The following is a 26,905-nucleotide window of genomic DNA, read 5'->3' on the forward strand; positions in this document are numbered from 1 at the left end:
CCCCTTCTTCCCACCCTCTGCTTCGCCCCCCCCCCCCAGCCGGCCCAGATGCGCAGCCTGATCGTGCGGGCCTCGGGACGCAGGGCGAAATCGGGCCACACGTCCGGGCCGCACGACCGCGAACCGAGTCCGTGCTGCGCCGCGTCGATGGTCAGACGGCTCGTCGTCGAGGCGGGGAGTTCGTACGGGTGTGCGGCCCGTGCGAGTTCCTGGGGTGTGTGGCGGCTGAGCGTGAAGCCGGGCCGCCGTCCGTGCGTGTCGGGCAGGGCCTCGACACGGAACACCCTCGCGCCCGTGCTCGTGAGGGTCAGCCGGCGCAGGCCGGACCGGTGTCCGGTCTCCTGGGGACGTGCGTAGTCGACCGAGAGGTCGTCGATGCCGGAGGAGAAACGGCCGGTGCGCGCCGCCCGCAGACTGTCGGGGTACGACTCCCACGGGCCGAGCCCGAACCACTCGGCGCCGTCGACGGGCGCCCCGCCGTCGGGCAGGTCGAAGCGGATTCCGATCCGTGGCCACACCGTGCTCCAGCCCCTCGACGGCTCGATCTCCACCCGGAGTTCGAGCTCGCCGGCTTCGAGCGACCAGACGGACTCCACCATCACGAACAGGGCGGAGTTCGCCGTGGAGACCTTGTCGAGCGTGCGCAGCGCGTCCGCCTTGTCGTGGGGGCGCTCCACCGACACACGACGTGCGGTGAGCCGATCGAGACCGTCGCGACGCCACAGCTCGGCGTTGGACACCCCCGGGACACTCGCGTCGCTCTCCTCCACACCGTCCGACGGGCTCTCGTCGTTGTCGGTCGGCGCACGGAACAACTCCAGCCGTGGTCCTGTCACGGCCCGGCCGGCCAGATTCACGAGGCGGCCGTCTACGAACTCGGCGGCCCCGAGCGTCAGCGTTCCGGGGTCCGGTCGCCAGCCATTGCGATGCCGGACGGCGGGCACGGGGATGTGCGGCGAACGGTCCGACTGGACGGTGGCCACCACATGCCCCAGGGGGGCCCAGGGGGCGGCGGTCGTCAGGACCGCGTCGATCGTCAGCCATGTCTCGCCCTCGGGCGCCACCGGGACCGGCGGGAGGGACACCCACCCCGACTCGCCCGCCGCGACCACCGGGACCTCCAGGTCCCCGGCGTCCACAGGCGTTCCGTCGTGCTCGACGCGCCAGCGAAAGCGCAGGTCGGACGTGTCGGCCGAGTGCCGCAGGTTCGTCACCGCGACCTTGTCGCCGTCGAAGACGAAACGGAGCGGCTGTACGACCACCTTGTACTCGTACAGGCTGGGAGTCGGGACGTCGTCGCTCAGCAGCATGCCGTCCATCACGAAGTTGCCGTCGTGCACGACCTCCCCGAAGTCGCCTCCGTAGGCGTGGTACGCAGTGCCGTCCGCCGCCGTGGCCAGGATGCCGTGGTCGCGCCATTCCCAGACGAACCCGCCGTGCAGCCGCGGATGTTCGTGCACCAGCGCCTCGTACTGATCGAGCGCCCCCGGCCCGTTGCCCATGGCGTGGGCGTACTCGCACAGCAGGAACGGCTTGGCCCGCTGCCGGGCGCTCTGCGCGGGGGTGCAGTTCAGCAGCGGCGTGTCCGTACCGTCCGTGCCGATGCGCTCGGTCTCCGGCACCGACGCGTACATGCGGGAGTACACGTCGGTGTACTCGCCGGTGTAGTCGCCCTCGTAGTGCACGGGGCGTTCGGCGTCCCGTGCGTGCACCCAGGCCGACATGGCGGCGAGGTTGCTACCGGTACCCGACTCGTTGCCGAGCGACCAGATCACGATGCTCGGGTGGTTCTTGTCCCGTTCCACCGTCCGCCGGATGCGGTCGAGGTACGCCTCCCGCCAAGCCGGGTCGTCGCTCGGGTTGCCCACCCAGCCGAGCTTCTCGAAGCCGTGGGTTTCCAGATCGCATTCGAGCACGACCCAGAAGCCGAGTTCGTCGGCGAGGTCGAGCAGACGCGGATGCGGCGGGTAGTGGCTGGTGCGGATGGCGTTCACGTTGAACCGCTTCATCCGGGCCAGGTCCTCGCGGGCGTGCTCCTCGTCGAAGACCCGGCCGCGCACGGGATGCGCCTCGTGGCGGTTGACCCCGTGGAACACGACACGACGGCCGTTGACCAGGAACCGGTCACCGCGGATCTCGACCGTCCGGAAGCCCACGCGCAGCGCGATGCTCTCCGCCGCCGTCGACACGGTGGCGTCGTACAGGCGGGGCTGCTCGGCCGACCAGGGCTCCACCTCGCCGGTGTCGACGGGCGTCACGTCGGCAGCGGTCGCCCAGACCCGCTCGATGCCGAGTTCGGGGATGCGCAGGGTGACCGGGAACGCGGACGCCTCGGCGGTGATCTCCGCTTCGACGCGCCCGTGACCGTCGCGGAATCCGGTCCGCAGCCAGACGTCCTCGATGCCGCCGAGCGGCCGGGCGGTCAGCGTGACGTCGCGGAAGATGCCCGGCAGCCACCACTGGTCCTGGTCCTCGACGTAACTGGCCGCCGACCACTGATGCACTCGTACGGCGACGACGTTGTCGCCCGGACGCACCGCCCGCGTGACGTCGAACTCGTGGGCGAGCCGGCTGCCGCCGGCACTGCCGATGTCGACACCGTTGACCCAGACCCGCAAGAGCGACTCGACACCGTCGAACCGCAGCACGATCCGTTCGGCGTCGGACCAGTCGGCGGGTAGGGCGAAGTGACGCCGGTAGTCGCCGGTGGGGTTCTCGTCCGGGACGTGGGGCGGGTCGATCGGGAACGGGAACTGGATGTTGGTGTAGATCGGCCGGCCGTGGGCTCCGTCGCCCTCCAGCACCCAGTGGGACGGCACCGGGATGCTCTCCCAGCCGTGGTCGTCGAATTCCTCGGCCGCGAAGTCCTGTGCCACCGACGCCGTGGGCGACAGCCGGAAACGCCAGGCTCCGTTCAGCGAGAGCGAGGGAGCGTCGGAGTGCAGCCACGAGCGTGCCGGGCGCAGGGCACCGCGCCCGGGTGTGGGGTCCGAAACGTACGCGGAAAGCTCGGAGGGCAAGAGGTCACAACTTTCTTGGTGGCAGCGGGGAGATTCTTTGAGGGCTAGCGGAGGACCACGGTGCGGATCTCCCAGGGGCCGAGGGCGAGTTCGAGGCCGTCGCCGGACGATTCGGCTTCCACGGAGAGCGGTCTGCCGAGCAGGTCGACCGTTGTCGCCTCGGTGAACGAGCCAGAAACCCGGACGGCCGAGCCGGTGTCGCTCAGCGCGGCCAGTCGCACCTCGGTTCCGGACCCGCGCTCGTCGTCGGTGACGCGGCGGACGCTGGAGACGAGGACGTCCCTGCCGTCGACCCGGAGTCCGGTCGCGTCGTCCGGCAGGTCGCCTCCGCCGGGTGCGGTACCGCGGGTGACGAGCACGTCGTTACGGAAGTCCTCGGCGAGGGCGACCGCGTCGGCCCCCTGCCAGCCGGTCGAGGAGGGCAGCACGGCGAAGCGGTTCGCGATCCGCATGCCGAGGTCCTGCGCACCCGGCGCGGGGATCTCGCTCGCCGCGGGCTCGTCGCGCAGAGGGTGGATGTTGACGCTGATCGAGCCGATCGCGCGCAGCAGGGTGACGGCCAGTTCCGCGCCGCCGTCGACGAGTTCGTACTCGCTGGAGTGGTCGAGCAGCACGGTCGCCGCTCCGGCAGACACGAACGAGCTCGCCGGGAAGGTCGGGAGCGGGTACTCGCCCCAGCCGCCCTCGGCCGTGAGCCCGCGCTCCGTCACGGCGAACTGTCCGGCGGACGCGGAGACGGTCACCGGCTCGGGCAGCGGCACGTGGAACCGCAGCCGGTGGTCGGCGGACTGGTTCAGGAACGACGTGGAGACCCGGACGAACGGCTCGCCCGCGCGCACCTCGACGAGCGTCTCCACCGGAGTCGCCACGGTCCGCCCGGCGCGCAGATCGCGGTCGTCGGACAGCGCGGCGGGCCATGCGTAGACGCGGCTGATCCGCAACCGGGAGCGCAGCGGACCCTCTTCGACGACGTCGACGGTCGTCTCCACCGGCTCCGACACGAGTACGTCCCGCGCCGGGGGCGCGTAGTTGTAGCTGTCGCCGCGATCACCGCCGTCGACGAGGCGGCCGACGCCGCTCAGGACGGTGCCGTCGGCGCCGGTCACGGTCAGGGTGCCGTCGGCGGCGACCTCGACGTCGACCAGGCCGTTGGACACTCCGCGAGGCGTCGCCGTGGCATCCGCGAGGGTGGCCGACGGGGCGGCCGGCCACCGGCTCGGCGCGACGCGGAAGCTCGCCAGCCCGGAGGCCGGCACGTGCACGGGCACCAGCGCGGTCGCCCGCGCCTCCTCCAGCGTCAGCACCCGCCACTCGCCCGGGTGCGCGGCAGCCGCCTCGGCGACCTCACGGCGCAGGTTCAGCAGGTCGAACGGTCCGCTCGTGGGCACCTCGGCGAGGTGGAACACGAGCGAGTTCGGGGTGAGTTCGTAGTGGTCGATCAGCCGGCCGAACAACTCGCGGCGGTGGATGCGGCGCAGGACGCGTTCGAGCCGGGAGGCGTCCATGCGCTCGTCGCTCAGCACGGTCGGGGCCTGTGAGATCAGTTGCACGGAGTGCGTGGAGCCGTCGGCGGCGGTCGCGACCAGCCCGGCTCCCGCAGGTGGCGCCACGACGTCCACCTCGACCAGCGCCGTACGGGCGAACGGCAGCGGGTTGACGACGAGATGAGCGTCGCTCGGCACCCGGGAGGCGGGCTCGGCGAGCGCGGCGTCCCGCACGGCACGCGCGGTCTGCGCGGCCTCGGCCAGGCGGGCGTCGACCTGGTCGCAGGTCTCGTCGGTGCCCGAGCCGACGACCGAGTCGTGCGCCGTCGACTCGATGATCTTGTGCCAGGCGAGGGACAGGAACGGCGTGTCGTCCCGCCGGGACCACAGGGCGTTCACACGCTCGGCGTGGTCCACGGTGCGTTCGGCCACGGCCATCCGCTGCTTGAGCCCGAGCCGCACGGAGAGCACGCCGGGCAGGATGTTGCCGCGGACATGGCTGCGCAGCTCGCCGGTGACGACGGCGGACACCTCGTCCCGCACGTGCTCGCGGATGTACTCGTCGAGGGTCGCGATCGTGATGGCGCGCTCCCCGCCGGAAGCGCGCCGCAGCCAGTCCGCGAGCCGCGGGTCGGGCGCGTTGTGGTCGGTGCCGGCCATCGCCAGCACCGGGTCACCGCCCCATCGCTCGGCCGTCATCCGCGCGTAGTCGCCGAGCGCGCGGCCGATCCGGTCGGGCACCAGCAGGACGTCGAGACCGTTGTCGTAGCCGTCGAAGAGGAACTCGGTGCGCACCTCGGAACCGTCCGGCGCGCGCCAGCGGAAGGCGTGGCCGTCGACGGAGCCGGGCACACCGCGCCACAGCGCCGCGTGCTCGATCCCGGCGCGGGCCAGGATCTGCGGCATCTGCGCGATGTGGCCGAACATGTCCGGCAGATACCCGACGGGCATCGCACCGCCCAGTCGCTCCGCCGCGTCCCAGCCCATCCGGAGGTTGCGCACGATCGTCTCGCCCGAGCAGAGGAACTCGTCGAGCAGGATCAGCCACGGTCCGATGGCGAGCCGGCCCTCGCGCACCAGCGCTACGAAGCGGTCGCGGTTCTCCGGCCGCATCTCCAGGTAGTCCTCGACCGCGGCCATCTGTCCGTCGACGGTGAACCGGAAGTCCGGGTTCGCCTCGGCCGTCTCCAGCACGGTGTCCAGGGCGGTGACGAGCCGGTGCCGGAACACCTGGAACGGCTCGTACCACTCCCGGTCCCAGTGGAAATGGGGCACGAAGACGGCGGAGTTCTGCATGGCGAGGGGGACCTTCTGTGCGGATGTGCGGGGGAGAGCGGTCACTTGAGGGAACCGGCGGCGAGCCCGGTGCGCCAGAACCGCTGGAGGAGGATGAACACGATGATCACCGGCACGATCGACACCAGCGAGCCGGTGATCACGGACTCCTGGAGCAGCGGGGCCCGGGCGGTCTGGCCGTTCCACTCGTACAGACCGAGCGTGATCGGGAACAGTGACTCCTTCTGGAGCATCACCATCGGCAGGAAGAAGTTGTTCCAGATGGCCACGAACTGGAACAGGAAGATGGTCACCAGGGCCGGCGTCATCAGCCTGGACGACACCGAGAAGAACGTGCGGAACTCGCCGGCGCCGTCCAGCCGCGCCGACTCGATCAGCTCCTGCGGGACGGCGGCGTTGGCGAAGATGCGCGCCAGATAGACACCGAACGGGCTGACGATGCTGGGCAGGAACACCGCGAGGTAGGTGTTGACGATCCCGGTCGCCGAGAAGAGCAGGAACAGCGGCAGTGCCAGCGCGGTGGTCGGGACGAGGACACCGCCGAGCACGACGGAGAAGAGGAACTCCCTGCCGCGGAAGCGGAACTTGGCCAGCGCGTAGCCGCACAGGGCCGAGATCAGGGTGCCCACGGCCGCGCCCAGCACCGCGTAGATGACGGTGTTGAGGGCCCACCGCCCGAAGATGCCGTCGCTGCGGGTGAACAGGATCCGCAGGTTCTCGAACAGGTTGAAGTGCGAGAACGCCAGCCCGTTGGTGGTGGCGAGCTCACCCTGCGGCTTCGTCGCCGCGACGACCAGGAAGTACACCGGCAACAGGAAGTAGACGGCCAGGAGGAACATCAGGGCCATGACGGCCGTACGGCTGCCCCGGCTCTCGCGGATCGTGGAGGGGTTGCTCACAGTCCCGCCTTCTTCGAGGTGAGTCGCATGAACCCGAAGCTCAAGACGAAGGTGATGACGGCGATGACCACCGAAATGGCGGCGGCCTGCTGGTAGTTGTTCCCGGAGGCCACCGCGTAGGCCAGCATGTTCGGGGTGAACGTGCTGGAGATGTTCGAGGAGATCTGGCGCAGCACGGCCGGCTCGGCGTAGAGCTGGAGCGTGCCGATGATCGAGAACACCGTCGTCAGGACGATCGACGGCGCGATGATCGGGACCTTGATCCGCCATGCGATCGTCCAGTTGGTCGCGCCGTCGATCTTCGCGGCCTCGTAGAGCTCCTGCGGGATCGACTGGAGCGCCGAGTACATGATCAGCATGTTGTAGCCGGTCCAGAGCCAGGTGGAGACGTTCGCCGCCGACCACAGCACGGCGCCCGGACCGAGGAAATCGGGGTGCAGGCCGATGCGCTCGAACAGGTCGACAACGGGGCTGAGCTGCGGCGAGTACAGGTACGACCACATGATCGCGGCGATGACCCCGGGAACGGCGTACGGCATGAACGCGGTGATGCGGAAGAACGCCTTGAGCTTCAGCAGGGGCGTGTCGAGCAGCAGCGCCATGACCAGTGCGACGAACAGCATGACGGGCACCTGCACGATGCCGAACAGCCCGATGCGGCCGATGCTGTTCCAGAACTCGCTGTTCTGGAACACCTGCGTGTACTGGTCGAATCCGCCGAAAGTCGTGTACGAGGTCCCGTACTGGCCTCCGGTGCGGCGCACGACGCGGAAGCTCTGCCAGAGCGCGTAGCCGACGGGCACCAGGTAGAACAGCACGAACGGCAGGAAGAACGGGGTGAGGAACGCGATGACGGTGGCCGCCCGGGGGCCGCCGCCTGGACGGCGGCGGCCACCTGACGTCACCGCGCGGGGTGCGATGTCGGTCATTCCCAGGTCACTTGCCCGCCGTGGCCGGGATCGCCTGGGCCTTCATCGACTTCAGGGCGGCGGCCTGGGCCGCCGAGAGCGCGTCGGTCAGCGTGCCGTCACCGGCCGCGGCCTTGGCCATCGCGTCCTGGAGGGCCAGGTTCACCGTCTTCTGGGTGGGGCCCCAGGCGAAGTTGGTGTCGATCTTCCTGGACGAGTCGGCGAAGACGTCGAAGATCTTCTCGTTGTTGTAGTACGGCACACCCTTCGACAGCGCGGGCAGCTTGAGCCCCGCGTCGGCCGCCGGGTAGAGACCGCCCAACTGGTTCTCGAGTGCCAGCGCCTCCGGGTCGGAGTTCAGCCAGGTGTTGAACTTGACCGACTCGTAGAGGTGCGTGCTGCCCTTCATGAACGCGACGGTCGAGCCGCCCCAGTCGCCGGAGGCGCCGTTCGCGCCCCACGTCGGCATCGGTACGATCGACCACTTGCCGGACTGCTTGGGCAGGTTGTCGCGGAACATGCTGTAGCCCCAGGCGGCGCCGACGTAGCTGGCGATCTGGTCCTTCTGGTAGGCGGCGTACATCTGCGTCGAACCGTTGGCGAGGTCGGTGCGCACGAGCTTGCCGGTGATCAGCTTCTGCCAGTAGTCGGCGACCTGCTTGCTCTGGTCCGACGCGACGGTGACGTGCCACTTGTCGCCGGAGTAGCCGTACATCTGGGCGCTGTTCTGCCAGAGGAGCCCGTTGAACCACTCGGCGTTGTTCGGGTCGAAGAAGGTGATGTCGAGGCTGGGGTCCGCCTTGTGCAGCTTCTGCGCGGCCGCCGCGTACTCGTCCCAGGTCGTGGGGATCGCGATGTCGTACTTCTTGAAGATGTCACTGCGCACGTACAGGGCCATCGGACCGGTGTCCTGCGGGAGGGCGAACACGCCCGTGCCGCCGAAGCTGGTCTGCGACCAGGTCCACGGCACGAACTTCGACTTGGCCGCGGTGGCCGCCGAGCACGCCGAGGCGTCCACGAAGGCGTTCTGGGTGCGCAGGGCGGGGAGCTCGTCGTAGCCCACCTGAGCGAGGTCCGGCGCCTTGCCCGCCTTGAGGGCGTTGCCGAGGGTGCCGTACTGGTCGTTGGAGATGTTCTTCGTCTGGACCTGGATGTCCGGGTTCTTCTTGTTCCACAGGTCCACGACCTTGTCCATGCCCGGAACGGTGTTCCAGTACTGGAGGGTGACCTTCCCCTTGGCCGGGGTGCAGGAGGCCGCGGACGCCTTGTCCGACGGAGCGGACGACGAGCAACCGGCGAGGGCGACGAGAGTGGCTGCCGCGGCGACGGCGGCGAGACGGGTGCGCGTGACTGTCTTGCTCATGTTTTCCGTTCCAGAGAACGACTAGCGGCGGCGCTAGGCGGGTCGACGTTGACAGCTCAGGCGGGGATGCCTTCTGGTTGGGATAAGGTTCGTGAGCGTTCACGTGAACGTTCACGGGAGCGTTCACGGGACCGTGTGATGAAGCGACTCGGAGTTTGCGCCGCGGCACGGCCGAGTGTCAAGACTCTTGAGTCGTCCATGCGTCCGGCAGGTCAAGGAGAGCTCACATGACGCCGCTGACCACCGATGATGGCCTGGCGCCAGCGGCGAAGGCCGCACCACGGCCATGATCGTCGAGCGCCCGCGCACAAGGTCGCACCATGGCTTCGGCCCGGTGCATACTCAGTGTCCCTACGGCGCGCCTGCGTCGACTCAGGTACGGAGGTAGTGATGGCGTCGTCGGGGACCGGACCCCGCAGAGTGACGATCAACGATGTGGCCCGGACCGCAGGAGTGTCCCGGCAGACGGTGTCACGGGCGCTCAACGACAAGGGCGAGATCGACGTCACGACCAAGCAGCGCGTCCTCGACGCGGCGCTCGCGCTGGGGTACCGCCCCAGCAGGTTCGCCAGAGGGCTCGTGCGACAGGACACCATCAGCGTCGGGCTGGTGATCCCCGACCTGCTCAACCCGTTCTTCACCGAGGTCGCCGCGGCAGCTCTGGACGCGGCGCGGTCCCGTGGCTGGCATGTCGTCGTGTACGACACGGGTGACCGCATCGAGGAGGAGCGCGGCACACTCCAGGTAATCGCCTCCCAGGTGGACGCCGTGGTCGGCTATCTGAGCCAGCCCGAGGACGAGATCGACAAACTGGCACGCGGGCTGCCCGTGGTGCTCATCGACCGGGAGCACCGTACCGAACGGTTCAGTTCCATCCGGATCGACGGCGAGAAGGGCGTCCGCGCGGCCATCGCGCACCTCGTCGAGTCCGGGCACCGGCACATCGGCATGCTCGATCATGCGGGCCGGTCCGAGCCCAGCATCCGCCACGCCTGGTTCGCCGACGCGATGGCCGCCTGCGGGCTCGACGCCGGCCCGGTGAGCCGCGCCGACCAGAGCGTGGAGGGCGGGGAGAGCGCGCTGAAGGACCTGCTCGCCGAACACCCGGATGTGACGGCCGTGTTCGCCTTCAACGACATCGTCGCCATAGGTGCGCTGCGCGGAGCGCGCCGGCTCGGACGCGAGGTTCCTCGCGACCTCGCGGTGATCGGCTTCGACGGCCTCCAACTGGGGGCGCTCGTCGAGCCGCCGCTGTCCACCGTGGCCCTGGACACGCGGGCGCTCGGTGCTCTCGTCGTGGAGCAGACGGCCCGGCTGCTGACCGGCGAGGATCCGCTCGGCCATGACGAACTGGTGGTGGGGGCGGAGCTCAGGCTGCGTGAGTCCGCGTAGGCCGTGTGCGGTCGGTCGGGGGAGGGACTGGCCTGTCCCGCCGACGGTGGCCGTCCGTGGCCGGCGCCGCGGCGGTGACCAGCGCCTTCCCGGCGGACCCTAGCCGTTGATGTCGAGCGCCGTTCCGTACAACCGGTCCACCTTCAACCGGATGACCAACCGACGCTCGTCGACCAACTGCCGCAGGAACGCGGCTTCGTCCGCCGGCTTCGAGTCCTTCGGGACCATCCCGAGGAGTTCCCGCCCGACCGCGTCACCGGGAACCGTCGTGATCTCGGAGACGGAGGCCGTGCCCTCGGCGACGGCGAACGACCACACGTCGCCGCCGTGCACATGCAGCGCGGCATGCGGGTCGCGCCGCAGGTGCTTGACCTTGACGCGGTCGGCCGTCGTCGAGAACCGCAGGACGCGGGCCTCGGCGTCCCAGCTGTAGAGCATGGTGGTCAGGTGGGGATGGCCGGAGCGTTTGACCGTGGCGAGGGTGCCGAACCGCTGCTTGCCGAGCAGGTGGGAGAGGGCTTCGTCGGACAGGAGGCGCGGTGCGGGGTCTTGAGTCATGACGTGAGCAACATCCGTTGTACGCCCGGCATTTCCCGGGTTCCGTCCGTCCGACGTCGCCACCGGTGCGGCGACGGTGGCGCTGACCGGCCGCACCGGCCCGCCGATGCCTACGCGCAAGTTCCCCACGCGACGGACGGCGGGTGACGGACCCGGCTCCCGGATCGCCTCCGGGCATCCGGGACCGGCACCACGAAGGAGTGACGGGGTCACGAGCCGGCGCATGTGATGACCGTCGGCAAGGGGATGCTCGACGCGGCCTGTCCCGGCGATGTGTTCGCCGCGCCGCCGGCCGACTCCGTCTACGAGACGGTCAAGCTGGTCGCCTCCCCGAAGGGCGTCCTGCTGCTGGTCACCAACTACACGGGGGACCGGATGGCCTTCGAGATGGCCGAGGAGCTGTCGGCGAGGTCCACCGGATCGGAGAGAAGGTCAACTCCGCCACCCGTTCCATGGGCATGGCGCTCACCGCCTGCACGCCGCCGGAGAAGGGCTCGCCGCTGTTCGACCTGCCCGAGGACGCGGTCGAGATGGGCGTGGGCATCCACGGCGAGCCGGGCCGGAAGCGGGAGAAGCTCCAGTCGGCGGACGCGATGGTGGGTGAGCTCTGCCTGGTGTACGGACGGGCCCACAAGCAGCTGACCGAGCGGGGCATCGAGATCGGGCGCAGCTGCGTCGGTGAGTACTGCACCTCGTTCGACATGGCCGGCGTCTCCGTCACACCGGTCCGGCTGGACGACGAGCTCTCCGATCTGCTCGCCGCCCCGCCGAGATCCCGATCCGCGTGTTCTGAGGGAACGACGACGCTCCTCGCCCGGAGGATCAGGCGCCGGCTTCCCGTCTCAGCTGGTCGAACGTTCGGCGCGGTCAGCCGAGGCACACCAGGAGCAGGCAGATGTGTGAAGGTGACGTCTTTGTCGGCGTCGGGGCCGCCTGCGGTGTCCCCGAGGCCGTGCCGTCGGCGCCGGCAGGCGCGGACGTCTCCTGCACCGACGTAGTGGTGTGGTCGGGCACCGTTCCGACGGAGGACGGGGAGGCGGCCTGAGGCTGAGGGGTCGCCGACGCCGCCGTCGGATGAGAAGAGGCAGCGGCGAACGGCTGAGCGCTCGCCGGCGTGACGTGGGACGGGGCACCGATGGACTGCCGGCGTGCAAGGGCGGTCGTGGTCGCCTGCGCGGGGGGAGTGTGCGAAGACACGTGAGTTTGAGGTTGTGTCGACGACGGGCTGGGCTGGTCGGTCGCCTGTTCGTCCGCGGTGCCCATGGTGGTGACGTCAGGCGCTGTCGCCGCCTGTGCCTGGTCGGCGGAGTGCCGGTTCATCGAGGCGACGGTCAGGCCGCCGCCGACGAGCGCGACGGCGGTCGCGACCACGGCCCGGCGCTGGTTCTTCTTCCAGCGGGCCATCTGGCGACGCCGCGCCGCCCGCCCTTGCGGTGCGGGCGGCGCGCCCTCGATGTCGCGGTACGGGTCGGTCCGCGGGGCTTCCTCCAGGTCGGCCGCGACCCCAGCCTCGTCATCGAGACGGCCGTCGTGCCACGCCTGCGAGGCCGTGGACTCCCACGGCACCGATGCGCTCACCGCTGTGCTCGTCGGCGCCGTGCCGACCCAGGCCGGGACGATGCCACGGTCGACGGTGACCGGCGCGATGTCCGGAGCGTAAGCGCCACACCCGGGACACACCAGGGCGCCATTGAGATGCCGCCGACACGAGGAGCAGTAGTCCATTTGCGGTCTTCCTGAGTTGACATGCCGTCGCCCCGCCGGGCCTGGTCGCGCTCGCACGTGAGATCGAGCAGCCAGCAACGCTAACGAGGCTTTCGAAAGCCTGTGTGCAGTCCGTGTGGCGCTGTTGTGCGGATTCTCAGGGTCGGCCGACGCGTTCCGGGATGTCAGCCGGAAGTCAGAGCGACGTCATGACGTGCTTGATCCGGGTGTAGTCCTCGAAGCCGTACGCGGAGAGGTCCTTGCCGTAGCCGGACTTCTTGAAGCCGCCGTGCGGCATCTCGGCGACGAGGGCCATGTGGGTGTTGATCCACACACATCCGAAGTCGAGGTTCTTCGACATCCGCATCGCCCGCGCGTGGTCCTTAGTCCACACCGAGGAAGCCAGTGCGTAGTCGACGCCGTTGGCGTACCGCACGGCCTGGGCCTCGTCCGTGAAGGACTGGACGGTGATGACCGGGCCGAAGACCTCGTTCTGGATGATCTCGTCGTCCTGCTTGAGGCCGGAGACCACGGTCGGGGCATAGAAGTAGCCCCGCTCGCCGACCCGGTGGCCGCCCGCCTCGATCCTGGCGTGCTCGGGGAGGCGCTCGATGAAGCCGGTGACCTGGGCGAGCTGGCCCGCGTTGTTCAGCGGTCCGTAGAGCACGTCCTCGTCGTCCGGCAGCCCGGTCCTGGTGTCGGCCGCGGCCTTGGCGAGGGCGGCGACGAACTCGTCGTGGACCGACTCGTGGACCAGGACGCGGGTCGCGGCCGTGCAGTCCTGACCGGCGTTGAAGAAGCCGCCGACCACCAGGTCCTCGACCGCCTTCGCCAGGTCGGCGTCCTCGAAGATCACCGCGGGGGCCTTGCCGCCGAGCTCCAGGTGGACCCGCTTGACGTCCTTGGCCGCGCTCTGGGCGACCTGGATACCGGCGCGTACCGAACCCGTGATGGAGGCCATCGCGGGGGTCGGGTGCTCCACCATCAGGCGGCCCGTGTCACGGTCGCCGCAGATGACGTTGAAGATCCCGCGGGGCAGTGCCAGCTCTTCCAGGACACCGCCGATGATCTCGGCGATCAGCACCGTGGAGGCCGGGGTGGTGTCCGAGGGCTTGAGGACCACCGCGTTGCCCGCCGCGAGCGCCGGGGCGAACTTCCACACCGCCATCAGCAGGGGGTAGTTCCATGGCGCCACCTGGGCGCACACACCGACCGGCTCGCGGCGGATGATGGAGGTCATCCCCTCCATGTACTCACCGGCCGAGCGGCCCTCCAGCATGCGGGCCGCACCCGCGAAGAAGCGGACCTGGTCGATGGCGGGGGCGAGTTCCTCACTGCGGGTGAGGTGGAGCGGCTTGCCGGTGTCCCGGCTCTCGGCGGCGACCAGTTCGTCGGCCCGTGCCTCCATCGCGTCGGCGATCTTCAACAGCGCGCGCTGCCGCACGGACGGGGTGGTGTCGCGCCAGACGGGGAACGCCGAGGCCGCGGCTGCCATCGCCGCGTCGACGTCGGCCGCCCCCGACAGTGGGGAGGTCGCGTAGACGTCACCGGTGGTGGGATCCACCACATCGAGCGTGCGGCCGTCCGAGGCGTCCGCGAACGCACCGTCGATGTAGTTGCGGAAGATGGTGCTCATGGAACGTCTCTCCTGGTCAGGCGGCGGTACGGGCGGACAGGTGCTCGTGGACGGCGACCCAGCCGCCGTCGTCGGCGCGGGTGAACACGATGGTCTCCCGCTCGTGGACCGTCTCCTCCCCGGCGTGGGTGGCGACCCGGGTTTCGACGTCGTGACTGAAAACGGCGGTGTCGCCGACGGGCTGGATCAGCTGTGCCGACGAGGTGCAGCCGAGGATGCGGAAGCCGTCCTGTTCCACCCACTGCTGCCAGAGCGCGCGGTACTCGGCCGTGGAGCCGAGCCGCTGCGGGGTGGTGTGGAAGATGAAGGTCGCGTCGGGGGCGAAGGCGCCGAAGTAGTCGTCGAGGCGGCCCTCGGCGAAGGCGGCGACAAGCGCGTCCGCGGCGGTCCGGACTTCCTGGACAGTGGTGGTGCTCATGCACGGCTCCTGGTCACGGGCGTTCGGCAGCGGGGCCGGAACGGCGGGCGTTCGGTTACGGGGGAGTGAGGCCTCAGTGGGCCGCGGCGGGTTCGGGGACGATCCCCTCGCTGCCGCCGGTGATCGGCGGCACCGGGGCGTCCGACGCCCGGACGAAGCGGGGTCCGGCCGGTCCGTACACGGCGCGCGGCTCGGGGAACAGGGTGAGCAGGGCGAGGTAGAGCACGACCGCGAGGGCGAGGCCGACCGGCAGCGAGATGTCCGTACCGCCCGCGAGGTTGCCCAGCGGGCCGACGAACTGGCCCGGCAGGTTGGTGAAGAGGAGTGCCACGACGGCGGAGACGAGCCAGGTGGACATGCCGCGCCAGTTCCAGCCGTGCGTGAACCAGTAGCGGCCCCCACGTTGGCGGCGGTTGAAGACCTGCAGCGCTTCCGCGTCGTACCAGCCGCGCCGGGTGACATAGCCGAGCGTCATGACGATCATCCACGGTGCCGTGCAGGTGATGATCAGCGTGGCGAAGGTGGAGATGGACTGCGCGAGGTTGAGCGCGAAGCGGCCGGCGAAGATGAACGCGATGGACAGGGCGCCGATGAAGAAGGTGGCCTGGACGCGGCTGAAGCGTGTGAAGACGCTGGAGAAGTCGAGCCCCGTGCCGTACAGGGACGTCGTGCCGGTGGAGAGGCCGCCGATCAGGGCGATCAGGCAGAGCGGCAGGAAGTACCAGCCGGGTGAGATCGCGAGCAGTCCGCCCACGTAGTTCGGGGCGGCCGGGTCGACGTACTTCGCGGCCTTCGACGCGATGATCGACGCGGTGGCCAGGCCGAAGAGGAACGGCAGCAGGGTGGCGACCTGTGCGAGGAACGCGGCCCCCATCACCCGGCGGCGCGGAGTCCCGGCCGGGATGTAGCGGGACCAGTCACCGAGGAACGCGCCGAAGGAGACCGGGTTGGAGAGCACGATCAGCGCGGCGCCGATGAACGACGGCCAGAACAGCGGGTCGGCGGTGGAGGTGAAGGTTCCCGCGTAACCGGGGTCGAAGTCGCCCGCGAAGGCGAAGGCGCCGAGCACGAAGAGGGCCGATGCCGCCAGCACCGCGATCTTGTTGACCAGCAGCATGAACCGGAAACCGTAGATGCACACGACGAGTACGAGCCCGGCGAAGATCGCGTACGCGATGCCGTAGGTGACGTCCGACTCGGGGACGTGGACGAGCCGGTGGGCGCCGCCGACGAGCGCGTCTCCCGAGGACCACACCGAGATCGAGAAGAACGCGACGGCGGTGAGCAGGGAGAGGAACGAGCCGACGACCCGGCCGTGCACGCCCAGGTGCGCGGAGGAGGAGACGGCGTTGTTCGTGCCGTTGGCAGGGCCGAACAGTGCCATCGGGGCCAGCAGCAGCGCACCCGCCACGAGGCCCAGGACGGTCGCCGCGAGCCCCTGCCAGAAGGAGAGGCCGAAGAGGATCGGGAAGGCGCCCAGCACACAGGTCGCGAAGGTGTTGGCACCGCCGAAGGCGAGCCGGAACAGATCGATCGGGCGGGCCGTGCGGTCCTCGTCCGGGATCCGCTCGACACCATAGGTCTCGATTTCGGTGATCGAGCTCGTCACGGGCGATTCACCTTCCGTTCATGCATGGGGGACGGTTTCACAGTGTGTGGCCCATGGCTGACCAGCGACAATTGTGTCCATCACAGAGACGTACGCTGTTTTGTGTGGCCAGCAACAAACTCACCGTCGGGGACCTGCTCTCCTTCCCCGCACTCCAGCTCTCCGTGAAGGCCGGCAGTGGCGGTCTGAACCGGTCCGTGTCCTGGGCGCACGCCAGCGAGCTCGCCGATCCGACACCCTGGCTCCTGGGCGCCGAGGTGATCATGACGGCGGGCCTGGCGGTCCCCCGTACCGCGGCCGGACAGCGTGCCTATCTGGAGCGGCTGGACGACGCCGGGGTGTCCGCTCTCGCGCTCTCCGCGCAGCTGCACATGCCCCCGCTGCACGACGCGTTCTTCCAGGCGGCGGAGGAGCGGGGCTTCCCGGTCCTCGAAGTGCCGCTCGCCGTCCCGTTCATCGCCGTCGCCCAGGAGATCGCGGCCGCGGCCCAGGAGGACGCCCGGCACCGGCTGGGCGCGCAGCTCCAGGTCTTCGGCGCGCTGCGCTGGCTCGTCGCCGAGAACCTCGACACGCCGACACTTCTGCGCCGTCTCGAAGGCCTGTCGGGTTACGACGTCTACCTCTGCACACCGCAGGGCCGCCCCCTCCTGCCCGGCGTGCCCGTACCGGATCCCGCTGTCCTGCCCGCCTCTGTCGACGCTCCGCCCACGATCCCCGGCGGATTCGTCCTCCCGGTGCCCGCGCCCGGGGGCCCGGCGGGCTTTCTCGTCGCATACGAGCGTCAGGGCGCCCAGCCCGCGGGACTCGCCGTCGTCCAGCACATCGCCACCGTGGCGGCGCTGCGGGTGGCGATGGTACGCAACGAACGCGAGACGCTGCGCCGCGAGGGCGCGGAGACGCTGGCCGAACTGCTGCAGGAGGTGCTCGACCCGGAGGCGGCGCGCCGCCGGCTCGCCCGGCACGCGATCGAGGGCGACACCGTCCTCCTCGTCGTGCGCCACACCACCGACGAGGCGCTGCTGCGCTGTCTGGAGGACCGACCCCATCTGCTGCTCACCCGAGGCGAGGACCGCTACGTCCTGGGGGCACCGGAACTGGGAGCGGCCGTCGGTGAGCTCCCGGCCGTCGCGGCCGGGATCAGCCGCCCCTTCCTGCCGGGGGCCGCACTGAAGGTCGCCCAGCGCGAGGCGCTCTGGGCGGTCTCCAAGTCCGTGGAGTCGGGCCGCCCCGTCGTCCGATACGGCGACGACTCGACGGGCCGGTGGCTGCCCGACGACCCCGCTGTCCTGACCGCGCTGGTCGAGCACGTGCTCGGCGAGGTCCTGCGGTACGACGAGGCCCATGACTCGCAGCTGCTGGTCTCCGCCCGCACCTGGATGGAGCGCGACCGCCGTACGGAGACGGCTGCGGCGGCGCTCCACATCCACCCCAACACCCTCGCCTACCGGCTGCGCCGCTTCGGCTCCCTCGCCGATCGCGACCTGACGTCGACGGGAGCCCTGGCCGAGGTCTGGCTGGCGATCCAGGCAGCGGGGGCGCTGGGCCTCACGGACTGAGCGGGTCGACGGCAGGCGGGGAGGGCTGGGTCGGTGGGGACGGAGGCTGCGCCGAGGTGACGGAATAGCGCCAGAACGGTCGCACAAGCAGGGCGCCGACGGCGACGACGATCATGCAGAGCAGCGAGCTGCCTGTCCACGCGAGGCCGAGACCGGTGGCGGATGCCATGGCGCCGGCGCGCAGGTCTCCGAGGCGGGGACCGCCGGCGACGACGACGGTGAAGACGCCCTGCAGACGGCCGCGCATGGCGTCAGGTGCGTAGGTTTGCAGAATCGTCTCGCGATAGACCGCGCTGACGAGGTCCGCCGCTCCGGCAGCGGCCAGTAGTGCCGCGGCGGCGAGAAGGTGGTGGACGGTGCCCGCGAGGGCGATGGCCGCCGCCCAGGCGGTGACGGCGACGGCCAGGGCCCGGCCTTGGCGGCGCACGCGTCCGATCCATCCGCTGAACAGCCCCGCTACGACCGACCCGATGGCGATGGCCGAGTACAGCAGCCCCACTCCTCCGCCGAAGCGCAGCTGAGCCGCTTCCGGGAACAGGGCGGTCGGCATGGCCAACGTCATCGCCGCGATGTCGACCGCGAAGGACATCCACAGCACCGGGGCGGCGGCGATGAACCGCAACCCGTCGAAGACCGAGCGCAGTCCACCGGGCCGGGCCCCCGATCCGGTCGGCATGATCGGGGGCAGGTGAACGGCCGAGTACAGCAGGAGAGAGAACAGCGCGGCGTCGGCGCCGTATGCCCAGCAGTAGCCGTTCGGCAGCGAGATCAGGATGCCCGCTACTAGCGGCCCGGCAACCTGCCCGACGTTGCCGGCGGTGAAGTACAGCGTGTTCGCGGCTGGTACCAGGGGTGTGGGAACGATGCGGGGGATGATCGCGCCCCGGGCGGCGGACGACACGCCGAAAGCGCCGGCCTGGACGGCGACGAGGGCGAGGATGAGGGGAACCGAGCGCAGATCGACGACCGCCTGAAGCAGCAGGGCGAGTGTGGTCGCCCAAGTGAGGCATGCCGACGCCAGATACAGCACACGGCGGTCGAACCGGTCGGCGATGGCACCGCCGTACAGGCCGAAGACCACGAGCGGCACGAGGCCGGCCAGTCCCGTCAGCCCTACCGACAGCGACGACCGCGACAGCGCGTAGATCTGTACGGGGATGGTGACGCCGGTGACCATGGTCCCGACGTATGCGGCGCTCTGCCCGATCAACAGGCGCCGGAAGACGGGGAGCGCCAGCGGGCGCGTGTCGAGGGTGACGCCGCGCAGACCGGAGGCCAGCCGGGCCTTCAGCGCGGGTGGGGCGGCGGGGGGAAGATCACGAGGGGTGTCGGATGTCGTGGGCATGGTCACAACGCTGGCAGGACCGCGCGATGCGCCGCTTCCGTTATTCTGCCGTCGTATGTCGGAAAACGGTCAGGCGGAGACGGCGACGGCGGAACCCAGGGACAGCACCCATGCCCACCTCGCGGGTGAGGTCATCGGCCGCCACCAGCATGGCTATCACCAGCTTCTCTATGTCAGCGCCGGTGTGGTGGCCGTGCAGACGGGCGAGGCGTCCTGGGTGGCGTCCAGCGCGCGCGCCGTGTGGATTCCGGCGGGCACCTGGCATCAGCACCGGGTACACGGGCACACCTCCGTGCACACGCTCGGCTTCGCCGCCCACGACGTTCTGCTGAGGTCCGAGGCGCCGGTCGTCGTGGTCGTGGACGCCCTGGTGCGTGAACTGATCATCGCGTGCAGCGAACCGTCCCTCCCGCAGCAGGAGGCACGCCACCTGCGCGCCGTCCTGCGGGACCGGCTGCGGCGAGCCCTCGTGGAACCCTTGACGCTGCCCACCCCCAGCAACTCCCTGCTGCGGCAGGCATGCGCGCTGGTGACCGACGATCTGCGGCAACCGCGGACCGCCGCCTGGCTCGCACGGCGCATCGGCGTGAGCGAGCGCACCCTGGCCCGGCTGTTCAGGTCCGAGTTCGGCATGACGTATCCGCAATGGAGGACCAACATCCGGGTCTTTCACGCCATGGTGCTGCTGGCCGAAGGAGCAAGCGTCAGCGAAACGGGACGACGCTGCGGGTGGGCCACGACCAGTGCGTTCATCGACACGTTCGGCCGCACCATGGGCCAGACACCGGGAACCTATCGCATCGGATCCGGTGGGTAGATCCACAGGCCGCCTGTCTGATCCGACGACCTGGGGGTGTCTGGATCACCAGCCGTCCCCAAGATGATGCCTGCGATCGCCTTCAGCCCTTGCCGGTGATCACCTTCGCCCGCGCCGCCGCCATCGGCTTCGGCGCGGTGGGTTCGGGCAGCGTGCGGAACAACAGCCAGCTCAGAGCGGGCATCAGGATCAGTGGTGTCAGGGCGGTACGCAGGGAGGTCGCGTCGGCGACACTGCCGATGAGCGGGCTGACCAGGCCGCCGATGCTGACGGTCAGCCCGAGGGTGATCCCGCTGGCGGTGCCGACGCGCGTGGGCAGGTAGTCCTGGCCGAGGGTGACCTGTAGGGAGAAGGGCACGTACAGGCCGGCGGAGGTCAGCGCCACGAACACGTAGAACGCCGGGCCGGGTACGAACACGATCCCCGCGACGGCGACGACCGTGACGAGGTACGACCAGCGGGCGACAGCGACCCGGTCCCAGCGGTTGGCCAGACTGCCGCCCAGCACGGAGCCGACCGCGCCGCCGAGATAGAGCACGAACAGCGCCGTAGTGCCCACGGCGGTACCGCCTCCCAGACGTTGCCGGGCGTAGAGGGAGATGAATGTGCTCAGGCCGACGAAGACGACGGACCGGCAGACCACGGCGAGCGACAGCTTCACGAACGAGACCGTGTCGTCGGCGCCCGTCGCAACCGCGGTGCCGGAGCAGCCGTGTCCCGTCTTCTCCAGTGCGCGCAGGACGGGCAGGCACAGCACGCTTCCGGCGAGGGCCGGCAGCACGAGCAGTGGCGACAGGCGCAGCCCGCCGGAGGCGACGACGGCGGTGACCATGAGCGGCGCGGCGGCGAAGCCGAGGTTGCCACCGAGGGAGAACCAGCCCATCGCGCTGTGGCTGCCCTCGCTGACGAGCCGTGCGACGCGGGCGGACTCGGGATGGTAGGCGGCGACCCCGACACCGGACACGGCCACGAACACCAGTGTCAGGGCGTAGGAACCACTCAGGCCGCTCAGGGCGATCCCCAGTCCGCCGAGGACCGTACTCACCGGCAACAGCCAGGGCATCGCCCAGCGGTCGGTGAGCACGCCGAACAGCGGCTGGGCCACCGAGGACAGCAGAGACGCGGCGAGCACGACGCCCGAGACCGCGGCATAGCCGTAGGCGCGCTCGGCGACGAAGAAGGGGACCAGTGAGGCGACCGCGCCCTGGTAGACGTCCACGCAGGCATGGCCGACCGACAGCATGATGATCGATCTGTTCCTTGGCACATCGCCATGGTCATCGCCGCACATGGTGGCGCACTTCCGATAAACTGCCAATCAATGACAGAAATCCGCCACGATCCGGTAGCGCCGACCCGCACCCAGTGGCTGGCGTCCGGAGCCGCCATCGACGCCCACCGCCATGACGACCACCAGATCGTCTATGCGGGCCGTGGAGTGCTGGCCGTGACGACCAGCGCCGGTTCGTGGATCGCGCCGGGCACGCGCGCCATCTGGGTACCGGCCGGCACCGTGCACGCACACCAGGCCCACGGCGAACTCGAACTGCACCTGGTCGGCCTGCCCGCGCGTGACAACCCGCTCGGCCTGGACGAGCCGACCGTGCTGACCGTCGGGCCCCTCCTCCGGGAACTGATCCTCGCCTACACGCACACCCCGCACGACGACAGCCCCGAACGCGGGCGGCTACGAGCGGTGTTGCTCGACCAGTTGCGGGCCTCACCTCAGCAACCCCTCCACCTGCCCACCCCGACCACCCCTCAGCTGAGGGCAGTGTGCGAGATCCTGCGCACGAATCCGGCCGACGACCGCACCCTGGCCGCACTGGGCAGGCAGGTCGGCGCCAGCGACCGCACCCTCTCCCGCCTCTTCAAAGCGGATCTCGGCATGACCTTCCCGCAGTGGCGCACCCAGCTGCGCCTGCACCATGCCTTGGTCCTGCTTGCCGAGAACATCCCGGTGACCACCGTGGCACACATGTGTGGCTGGTCGTCGGCCAGTGCGTTCATCGATGTCTTCCGCCGTGCCTTCGGACACACTCCAGGAACACATCAGCCCCGCTGATGTCCGGTCCGCGCCCGCGCGGGTCATGGTCGAGTCAGGTGCCCGGAGTGGACGGTACGGATGCCGCCCGCATCACCTTGATCTGCGCCTCGTCTCGTGACGCCTCCAGTTCTTCGATACTCGCGCCGTAACGCGCTTGTCGGGAGAGGAGTTGGATCGTCCGCTCGTCGAGTGCCGGGGTGCCGAGGTCGCGCCAGGGACTCTCGAGGCCTGAGGTCCACGCCACCGCCTGCTCCGAGAAGTCCGCGAGGACGCGAGAGGCGCCATGAACGTCATGAGCGCCATGAGCGTCATGAGGAAGGGGGTGACCCCGGCGGCCGAGCCGCAGGGGCCCCCGTCCGACTACCGGCGGAGTGAGAGCAGGTGCCAGTGCCAGGCGTCGAGGGCGACGAACAGGCCCGGGTCGACCAGTTCGTCGCCCTCCCGTTCGTAGGTGTCCTCGGTGAGCAGTCCGGTCAGTTCGCACGACCGGCCGCGCAAGTCCGTCCAGGGCAGCGGAACCCGCCCCTGGGCGGGCCCGTCCGAGTAGTTGATCACGACGAGGTACCGTTCCCGGCCGCCGGTCCAGGACCAGGCGAGCAGGTTGTGATGAGTGTCGTTGTCCGGCCACCCCGTGCAGGTCAGCAGCTCCCAGTCGCCCTCGCGGACGGGGGCCACGGCGCTCACCAGGCGGTCGTAGAAGTCGTGCAGGGACGCGTCGGCCGGTTCCTGGGGCCGGCGCGAGAGGAACACCGGCAGGCGCACGCGGCGTCCTTCGAACTGGCCCTCGTGCCAGAGGGTCGCGCCGGGCAGGGTGGCGACGGCAACGGCCGCGGCGCGTTCCCGTCGGTCGGGCAGGGTGGCGGCGGCCCGGGGTTCGTCGTGGTTCTCCAGGAAGCGGACGAGCCGGCGCTGGTAATCGAGGCCGGCGCCGAGGTGGGCGCGGACGGATCCGGCGCCCTCGTGGACCAGGCGGTCGTAGAGCCGTTTGTCGTAGCAGTGGTCGAAGCCCTGCTGCTGGAGGTCCCATTCGAGGTCCCAGTACGCCTCCGCGACGAAGAGGAGATCGGGGTGGCGCTCCCGCACACGGGGGATGACGTACGGCCAGAAGTCCTCCGTGGGGACCGTTCCCGCGAGGTCGCCCCATGTCTTCGCGAACACGTCGTTCATGAGGAGCATCGCCATGTCGCAGCGCACTCCGTCCGCCTGGTCGCCGATCGCCGCCAGCGTGTCCACCGCCGCCGCCCGCAGGTCGTCGCTGAAGGCGTTCAGCTGCACGACGTCCGGCCACGGCGGGAAGTACGGGTCCCGGCCGCGCGCGTACACCTGCCCGCCCGCCTCCAGGAAGGCCTCGGGTGCGCGGGCCAGGTCGTCCGGCGTGCCCCGGACCAGGCAGTCCGGGCGCTCGGTGAGCCAGGGATGGTCGGGGGCCACGTGATTGGGGACGTAGTCCAGGATCAGGCGTACGCCCCGCGCGGCCAGTTCGGCCCGTGCCGCGGCCAGTCCCTCGGGGCCGCCGAGGCTCTCGTCGACGACGTAGTTCCGTACGCAGTACGGGGACCCGGCGATGTCCGCCGGGGTGAGGTCGGGCAGGGCGTCGCGGAAGGAGGCGAGCAGAAGACGGTCGTCCCGCAGGGCGATGCCAAGTCCCGCCGGGCTGCGCTCCCACACACCCATCAGCCATACGGTGTCCACACCCGGTCGTGCGACCTCGTCCCAGACCTCGCCGGGCACGCTGCCCAGAGTGACCGGACGTCCGTACCGATTGCCCCACTCGCGAAGCCAGACCAGGGTGTTGATCTCGTATATCACCGTCATGACAGGGGTTCCTCCCTCAGAGCGCCCCAGTCACCGTCGCCGACGAGATGGAACAGGGTGGCGGTGACCGCGGCCAGGCCGGTCCAGCCGGTCTGGTGGGAGGCGCCGAGCCCGGCGCCGTTGTCTCCGTGGAAGTACTCGTAGAACAGGATCAGGTCCTTCCAGTGTGGGTCCTTGGCGAACTTCGGCTGGGCGCCGTGCACCGGGCGGTGGCCCTCGGCATCGCTGAGGAAGGTGGAGGTGAGCCGGCCGGAGATCTCGCGCGCGACCTCGTAGAGGTTCATGCGTCGGCCGGAGCCGGTCGGGCACTCCACGGTGAAGTCGTCGCCGTGGTACGCGTGAAGGTTCAGCAGGGCACGGACCAGGAGGAGGTTGACCGGGAACCACACCGGGCCACGCCAGTTGGAATTGCCCCCGAACATGCCCGAGTCCGACTCGGCGGGCAGATAGCCGACCCCGTACGGCTCGCCGTGCACCTCGAAGGTGTACGGGTGCGCGGCGTGATACCGCGACAGCGAGCGGATGCCGTGCGGGCCGAGGAACTCGTCCTCGTCGAGCATGCGCGACAGGACGCGCCGCAGCCGGTCCTCGTCGAACAGGGCGAACAGGTGATGCCCCGCCGCGCCCGGCCCGAGGACGTGGTGGGAGGAGACAAGGGCTTCGACGGCCGGGTGCCCGCGCACGAACTCCCGTGCGCCCTGCACCAGTTCCGGGAAACGTCGATCCGTCCAGCCGCCGATCACGCTGGTCGCGGCGAGCGGGATCAGCCCGACCAGGGAGCGGACCTTCAGCCGGGTCGCGCCGCCGTCGGGCAGGCGCAGGACGTCGTAGAAGAAGCCGTCCTCCTCGTCCCACAGGCTCTGGTTGTCGTCGCCGATGTGGTTCATCGCGACCGTGATCCAGGCGAAGTGCTCGAACAGGGTCTGTGCGTGCTCGACGTAGACCCGGTTGTCGTCGGCCAGTTCGAGGGCGATCTCCAGGAGGTTCTGGCAGTACAGGGCCATCCACGCGGTGCCGTCGGCCTGGTCGAGGTGGCCGCCGGTGGGCAGCGGGGCGCTGCGGTCGAAGACGCCGATGTTGTCGAGACCGAGGAAGCCGCCCTGGAAGACGTTGTTGCCATCGACGTCCTTGCGGTTGAGCCACCAGGTGAAGTTCTTCATCAGCTTCTGGAAGGCGTTCTCCAGGAAGACCCGGTCGCCGCGGCCCGTGCGGTGCTTCTCCAGCTCGTAGACGAAGAGGACGGCCCAGGCGTGCACCGGCGGGTTGACGTCACCGAAGTTCCATTCGTACGCCGGGATCTGGCCGTTGGGATGCAGATACAGCCGCCGCAGCAGCAACTCCAGCTGCGACTTGGCGAAACCGATGTCGACCATGGACAGGGAGATGGCGTGGAAGGCGAGGTCCCAGGCCGCGAACCAGGGATACTCCCAGGTGTCCGGCATCGAGATGACCTCGTCGTTGACCATGTGGTACCAGGAGCTGTTGCGGATACGGGGGTCGGCGGCCAGCGGATCGACACCGTGCTCGGCGAGCCAGCGCTCGACGTCGAGGTAGTAGTACTGCTTGCTCCACAGCATTCCGGCGAGCGCCTGCCGCACCATGCGCCGTTCGTCCTCGCCCAGTCCCTCGGGGACGACGCCCTCGAAGAACGCGTCGGCCTCGGTCCGCCGCGTGTCGAGCACCTGGTTGAACTCGGCCCAGGGGTCCGCGAGTTCGGTGTCGGTCAGGCGCAGCCGCACGGTCACGCTGTCACCGGCGGGCACGGTGAGGACGTGGTGCACGGCAGCCTTCGTGCCGGTCTGCTGCGGGTTGACGGCGCCGGTCTCGCCCTGGACGACGTACCGGTCGATGCCGTCCTTGACGTACGGAGTGGCGTTCGGACTGCCGAAGACGCGCTCGTTGTCGGTGTCGTTCTCGGTGAACAGGGTCTCCGTCTCGCCGGTGAAGTACAGCCACCGCGTGCCGAGTTCCTCGTGCACGGCGCGGACAGCGTCCGGGGTGCGTCGCAAGTCGGGCACGGCGGTGCCGCCCGCCCACGACCACGTGTGCCGGAACCACAGGGTCGGCAGCAGGTGGAGGGTGGCCTCGTCGGGGCCGCGGTTGTGCGCGGTGATCTCGACCAGCAGGTCCTCGGGGCCTGACTTGGCGTACTCGACGAACACGTCGAAGTAGCGGTCCTCGTCGAAGACGCCGGTGTCGAGGAGTTCGTACTCGGGATCGTGCCGCCCGCGGGCCCGGTTGACGGTCACGAGATCGTCGTACGGGAAGGCGCCCTGCGGGTACTTGTAGAGGTACTTCATGTACGAGTGGGTGGGCGTCGAGTCGAGGTGGAAGTAGTACTCCTTGACGTCCTCCCCGTGATTGCCCTCGGCGTTGGTCAGGCCGAACATCCGCTCCTTGAGGATCGGATCCCGGCCGTTCCACAGGGCGAGCGCGAAGCACAGCCGCTGCCGGTCGTCGCTGACGCCCGCGATGCCGTCCTCGCCCCAGCGGTAGGCCCGTGAGCGGGCCTGGTCGTGGGTGAAGTACGACCAGGCGTCACCGCCGGGGCTGTAGTCCTCGCGGACCGTGCCCCACTGCCGCTCGCTCAGATACGGCCCCCAGCGCCGCCACGCCGCGCGCCCCGCGTCGGCCTCCGCGAGCCGCAGTCGCTCGGGGTCCGCTCCGCCCATGTTCTCCGTCATCGCACACCCTCCCCATCCCGCACCTTCATTCAGACTCCGGCGTCTCGGACTCGGCCGCAACGACCCTGCGGGGCCTCAGTTGCCGAAGCTGTCCGCGTTGCCCCTCGGACATGCCTCCCCAGACGGATCTTCGGTCTCACGCCGGGACCGTCGCCGGACCCGATGGACGTCTCGACAGCCGTGCTCGCCTTGCTCGGCGAGGTCTCCGTAGAGCGTCCGCTGCTGGTGATCGCCGACGACGTGCCCTGGATCGACCGCGCCGGCGCGACCGTGCTGGGGTTCTTCGTCCGCAGGATCAGCGACGATCCGATCGTCCTCCTCGCCGCCATGCGGACCGAGGCGGACCGGTTCTTC

19 protein-coding genes and 2 pseudogenes are annotated in these 26,905 nt (G+C 69.9%); 6 read left to right on the forward strand and 15 right to left on the reverse strand.

What is annotated here, in order from left to right; translation table 11 throughout:
- The 5 genes from ACZ7M2_RS28830 to ACZ7M2_RS28850 all read right to left on the reverse strand — a co-directional run.
- Positions 1–3,020: glycoside hydrolase family 2 TIM barrel-domain containing protein (locus ACZ7M2_RS28830; protein ID WP_471597743.1), on the reverse strand; the 3,020-nt coding region annotated here is incomplete at its 3' end.
- A 44-nt stretch (positions 3,021–3,064) separates the two neighbouring features.
- The gene (locus ACZ7M2_RS28835; RefSeq protein WP_471597744.1) at positions 3,065–5,800 is read right to left on the reverse strand and encodes a glycoside hydrolase family 38 N-terminal domain-containing protein; all 2,736 of its coding nucleotides are present in this window, start codon (positions 5,798–5,800) and stop codon (positions 3,065–3,067) included.
- A gap of 41 nt (positions 5,801–5,841) precedes the next feature.
- On the reverse strand, positions 5,842–6,648 hold the full coding sequence (locus ACZ7M2_RS28840) for a carbohydrate ABC transporter permease (protein WP_352047604.1): 807 nt from the start codon (positions 6,646–6,648) through the stop codon (positions 5,842–5,844).
- 47 nt (positions 6,649–6,695) lie between these two features.
- Positions 6,696–7,628 (reverse strand): carbohydrate ABC transporter permease, encoded by a 933-nt coding sequence (locus tag ACZ7M2_RS28845; protein WP_471597745.1) that lies wholly within the window; start codon positions 7,626–7,628, stop codon positions 6,696–6,698.
- 7 nt (positions 7,629–7,635) lie between these two features.
- Positions 7,636–8,970 (reverse strand): ABC transporter substrate-binding protein, encoded by a 1,335-nt coding sequence (locus tag ACZ7M2_RS28850; protein ID WP_352047520.1) that lies wholly within the window; start codon positions 8,968–8,970, stop codon positions 7,636–7,638.
- Positions 8,971–9,360: 390 nt separating this feature from the next.
- Here ACZ7M2_RS28850 and ACZ7M2_RS28855 point away from each other — a divergent pair, with 390 nt between their 5' ends.
- On the forward strand, positions 9,361–10,362 hold the full coding sequence (locus ACZ7M2_RS28855) for a LacI family DNA-binding transcriptional regulator (RefSeq protein WP_054235783.1): 1,002 nt from the start codon (positions 9,361–9,363) through the stop codon (positions 10,360–10,362).
- Positions 10,363–10,461: 99 nt separating this feature from the next.
- Here the strand turns inward: ACZ7M2_RS28855 and ACZ7M2_RS28860 are convergent, their stop codons facing one another.
- On the reverse strand, positions 10,462–10,920 hold the full coding sequence (locus ACZ7M2_RS28860) for a PPOX class F420-dependent oxidoreductase (protein WP_471597746.1): 459 nt from the start codon (positions 10,918–10,920) through the stop codon (positions 10,462–10,464).
- Positions 10,921–11,139: 219 nt separating this feature from the next.
- Between ACZ7M2_RS28860 and ACZ7M2_RS28865 the strand changes: the two are divergent.
- Positions 11,140–11,312, forward strand: a pseudogene (locus ACZ7M2_RS28865) (dihydroxyacetone kinase subunit DhaK); the annotation flags it as partial.
- A gap of 24 nt (positions 11,313–11,336) precedes the next feature.
- Positions 11,337–11,678, forward strand: a pseudogene (locus tag ACZ7M2_RS28870) (dihydroxyacetone kinase subunit DhaK); the annotation flags it as partial.
- A 109-nt stretch (positions 11,679–11,787) separates the two neighbouring features.
- On the opposite strand, the gene ACZ7M2_RS28875 reads toward ACZ7M2_RS28870, so the two are convergent.
- From ACZ7M2_RS28875 to ACZ7M2_RS28890, 4 genes are all read right to left on the reverse strand, one after another.
- Positions 11,788–12,645: an SCO2400 family protein gene (locus ACZ7M2_RS28875; protein ID WP_471597747.1), complete on the reverse strand. Its 858-nt coding sequence runs from the start codon at positions 12,643–12,645 to the stop codon at positions 11,788–11,790.
- A gap of 175 nt (positions 12,646–12,820) precedes the next feature.
- The gene (locus tag ACZ7M2_RS28880) at positions 12,821–14,260 is read right to left on the reverse strand and encodes a gamma-aminobutyraldehyde dehydrogenase (RefSeq protein ID WP_403692120.1); all 1,440 of its coding nucleotides are present in this window, start codon (positions 14,258–14,260) and stop codon (positions 12,821–12,823) included.
- A 16-nt stretch (positions 14,261–14,276) separates the two neighbouring features.
- Positions 14,277–14,678, reverse strand: a complete 402-nt coding sequence (locus ACZ7M2_RS28885; protein WP_352047525.1) for a nuclear transport factor 2 family protein — start codon at positions 14,676–14,678, stop codon at positions 14,277–14,279.
- A 73-nt stretch (positions 14,679–14,751) separates the two neighbouring features.
- Positions 14,752–16,287: a purine-cytosine permease family protein gene (locus ACZ7M2_RS28890; RefSeq protein ID WP_471597748.1), complete on the reverse strand. Its 1,536-nt coding sequence runs from the start codon at positions 16,285–16,287 to the stop codon at positions 14,752–14,754.
- Between the two features lie 104 nt (positions 16,288–16,391).
- Between ACZ7M2_RS28890 and ACZ7M2_RS28895 the strand changes: the two genes are divergently transcribed.
- Positions 16,392–17,843 carry a PucR family transcriptional regulator gene (locus ACZ7M2_RS28895; RefSeq protein WP_352047527.1) on the forward strand — a complete coding sequence of 484 codons (1,452 nt, stop codon included), beginning with the start codon at positions 16,392–16,394 and terminating at the stop codon, positions 17,841–17,843.
- On the opposite strand, the gene ACZ7M2_RS28900 is transcribed toward ACZ7M2_RS28895, so the two are convergent.
- The gene (locus ACZ7M2_RS28900) at positions 17,833–19,188 is read right to left on the reverse strand and encodes an MFS transporter (RefSeq protein WP_471597749.1); all 1,356 of its coding nucleotides are present in this window, start codon (positions 19,186–19,188) and stop codon (positions 17,833–17,835) included. The two genes, ACZ7M2_RS28895 and ACZ7M2_RS28900, sit on opposite strands and share 11 nt — an antisense overlap.
- 55 nt (positions 19,189–19,243) lie before the next feature.
- Here ACZ7M2_RS28900 and ACZ7M2_RS28905 point away from each other — a divergent pair, with 55 nt between their 5' ends.
- Positions 19,244–20,005 (forward strand): helix-turn-helix transcriptional regulator, encoded by a 762-nt coding sequence (locus ACZ7M2_RS28905; RefSeq protein ID WP_471597750.1) that lies wholly within the window; start codon positions 19,244–19,246, stop codon positions 20,003–20,005.
- A gap of 82 nt (positions 20,006–20,087) precedes the next feature.
- Here ACZ7M2_RS28905 and ACZ7M2_RS28910 read toward each other — a convergent pair whose 3' ends face one another.
- Entirely contained in the window at positions 20,088–21,272 is a 1,185-nt protein-coding gene (locus tag ACZ7M2_RS28910) for an MFS transporter (RefSeq protein WP_471597751.1), read from the reverse strand.
- Between the two features lie 54 nt (positions 21,273–21,326).
- Between ACZ7M2_RS28910 and ACZ7M2_RS28915 the strand changes: the two genes are divergently transcribed.
- Positions 21,327–22,070: a helix-turn-helix transcriptional regulator gene (locus ACZ7M2_RS28915; protein ID WP_471597752.1), complete on the forward strand. Its 744-nt coding sequence runs from the start codon at positions 21,327–21,329 to the stop codon at positions 22,068–22,070.
- A 34-nt stretch (positions 22,071–22,104) separates the two neighbouring features.
- Here ACZ7M2_RS28915 and ACZ7M2_RS28920 read toward each other — a convergent pair whose 3' ends face one another.
- The 3 genes from ACZ7M2_RS28920 to ACZ7M2_RS28930 all read right to left on the reverse strand — a co-directional run bounded on the left by ACZ7M2_RS28920 (position 22,105) and on the right by ACZ7M2_RS28930 (position 26,551).
- A complete protein-coding gene (locus ACZ7M2_RS28920) occupies positions 22,105–22,296 on the reverse strand; it encodes a hypothetical protein (RefSeq protein ID WP_471597753.1) in 192 nt (63 codons plus the stop codon).
- Positions 22,297–22,412: 116 nt separating this feature from the next.
- Entirely contained in the window at positions 22,413–23,867 is a 1,455-nt protein-coding gene (locus ACZ7M2_RS28925) for an alpha-amylase (protein WP_471597754.1), read from the reverse strand.
- Positions 23,864–26,551, reverse strand: coding sequence for an MGH1-like glycoside hydrolase domain-containing protein (locus ACZ7M2_RS28930; protein WP_471597755.1), 2,688 nt, complete (start codon positions 26,549–26,551; stop codon positions 23,864–23,866). The genes ACZ7M2_RS28925 and ACZ7M2_RS28930 overlap by 4 nt, the downstream gene beginning before the upstream one ends.
- Positions 26,552–26,905 lie beyond the last annotated feature (354 nt).

The organism is Streptomyces sp. NPDC111507 (assembly GCF_055638955.1).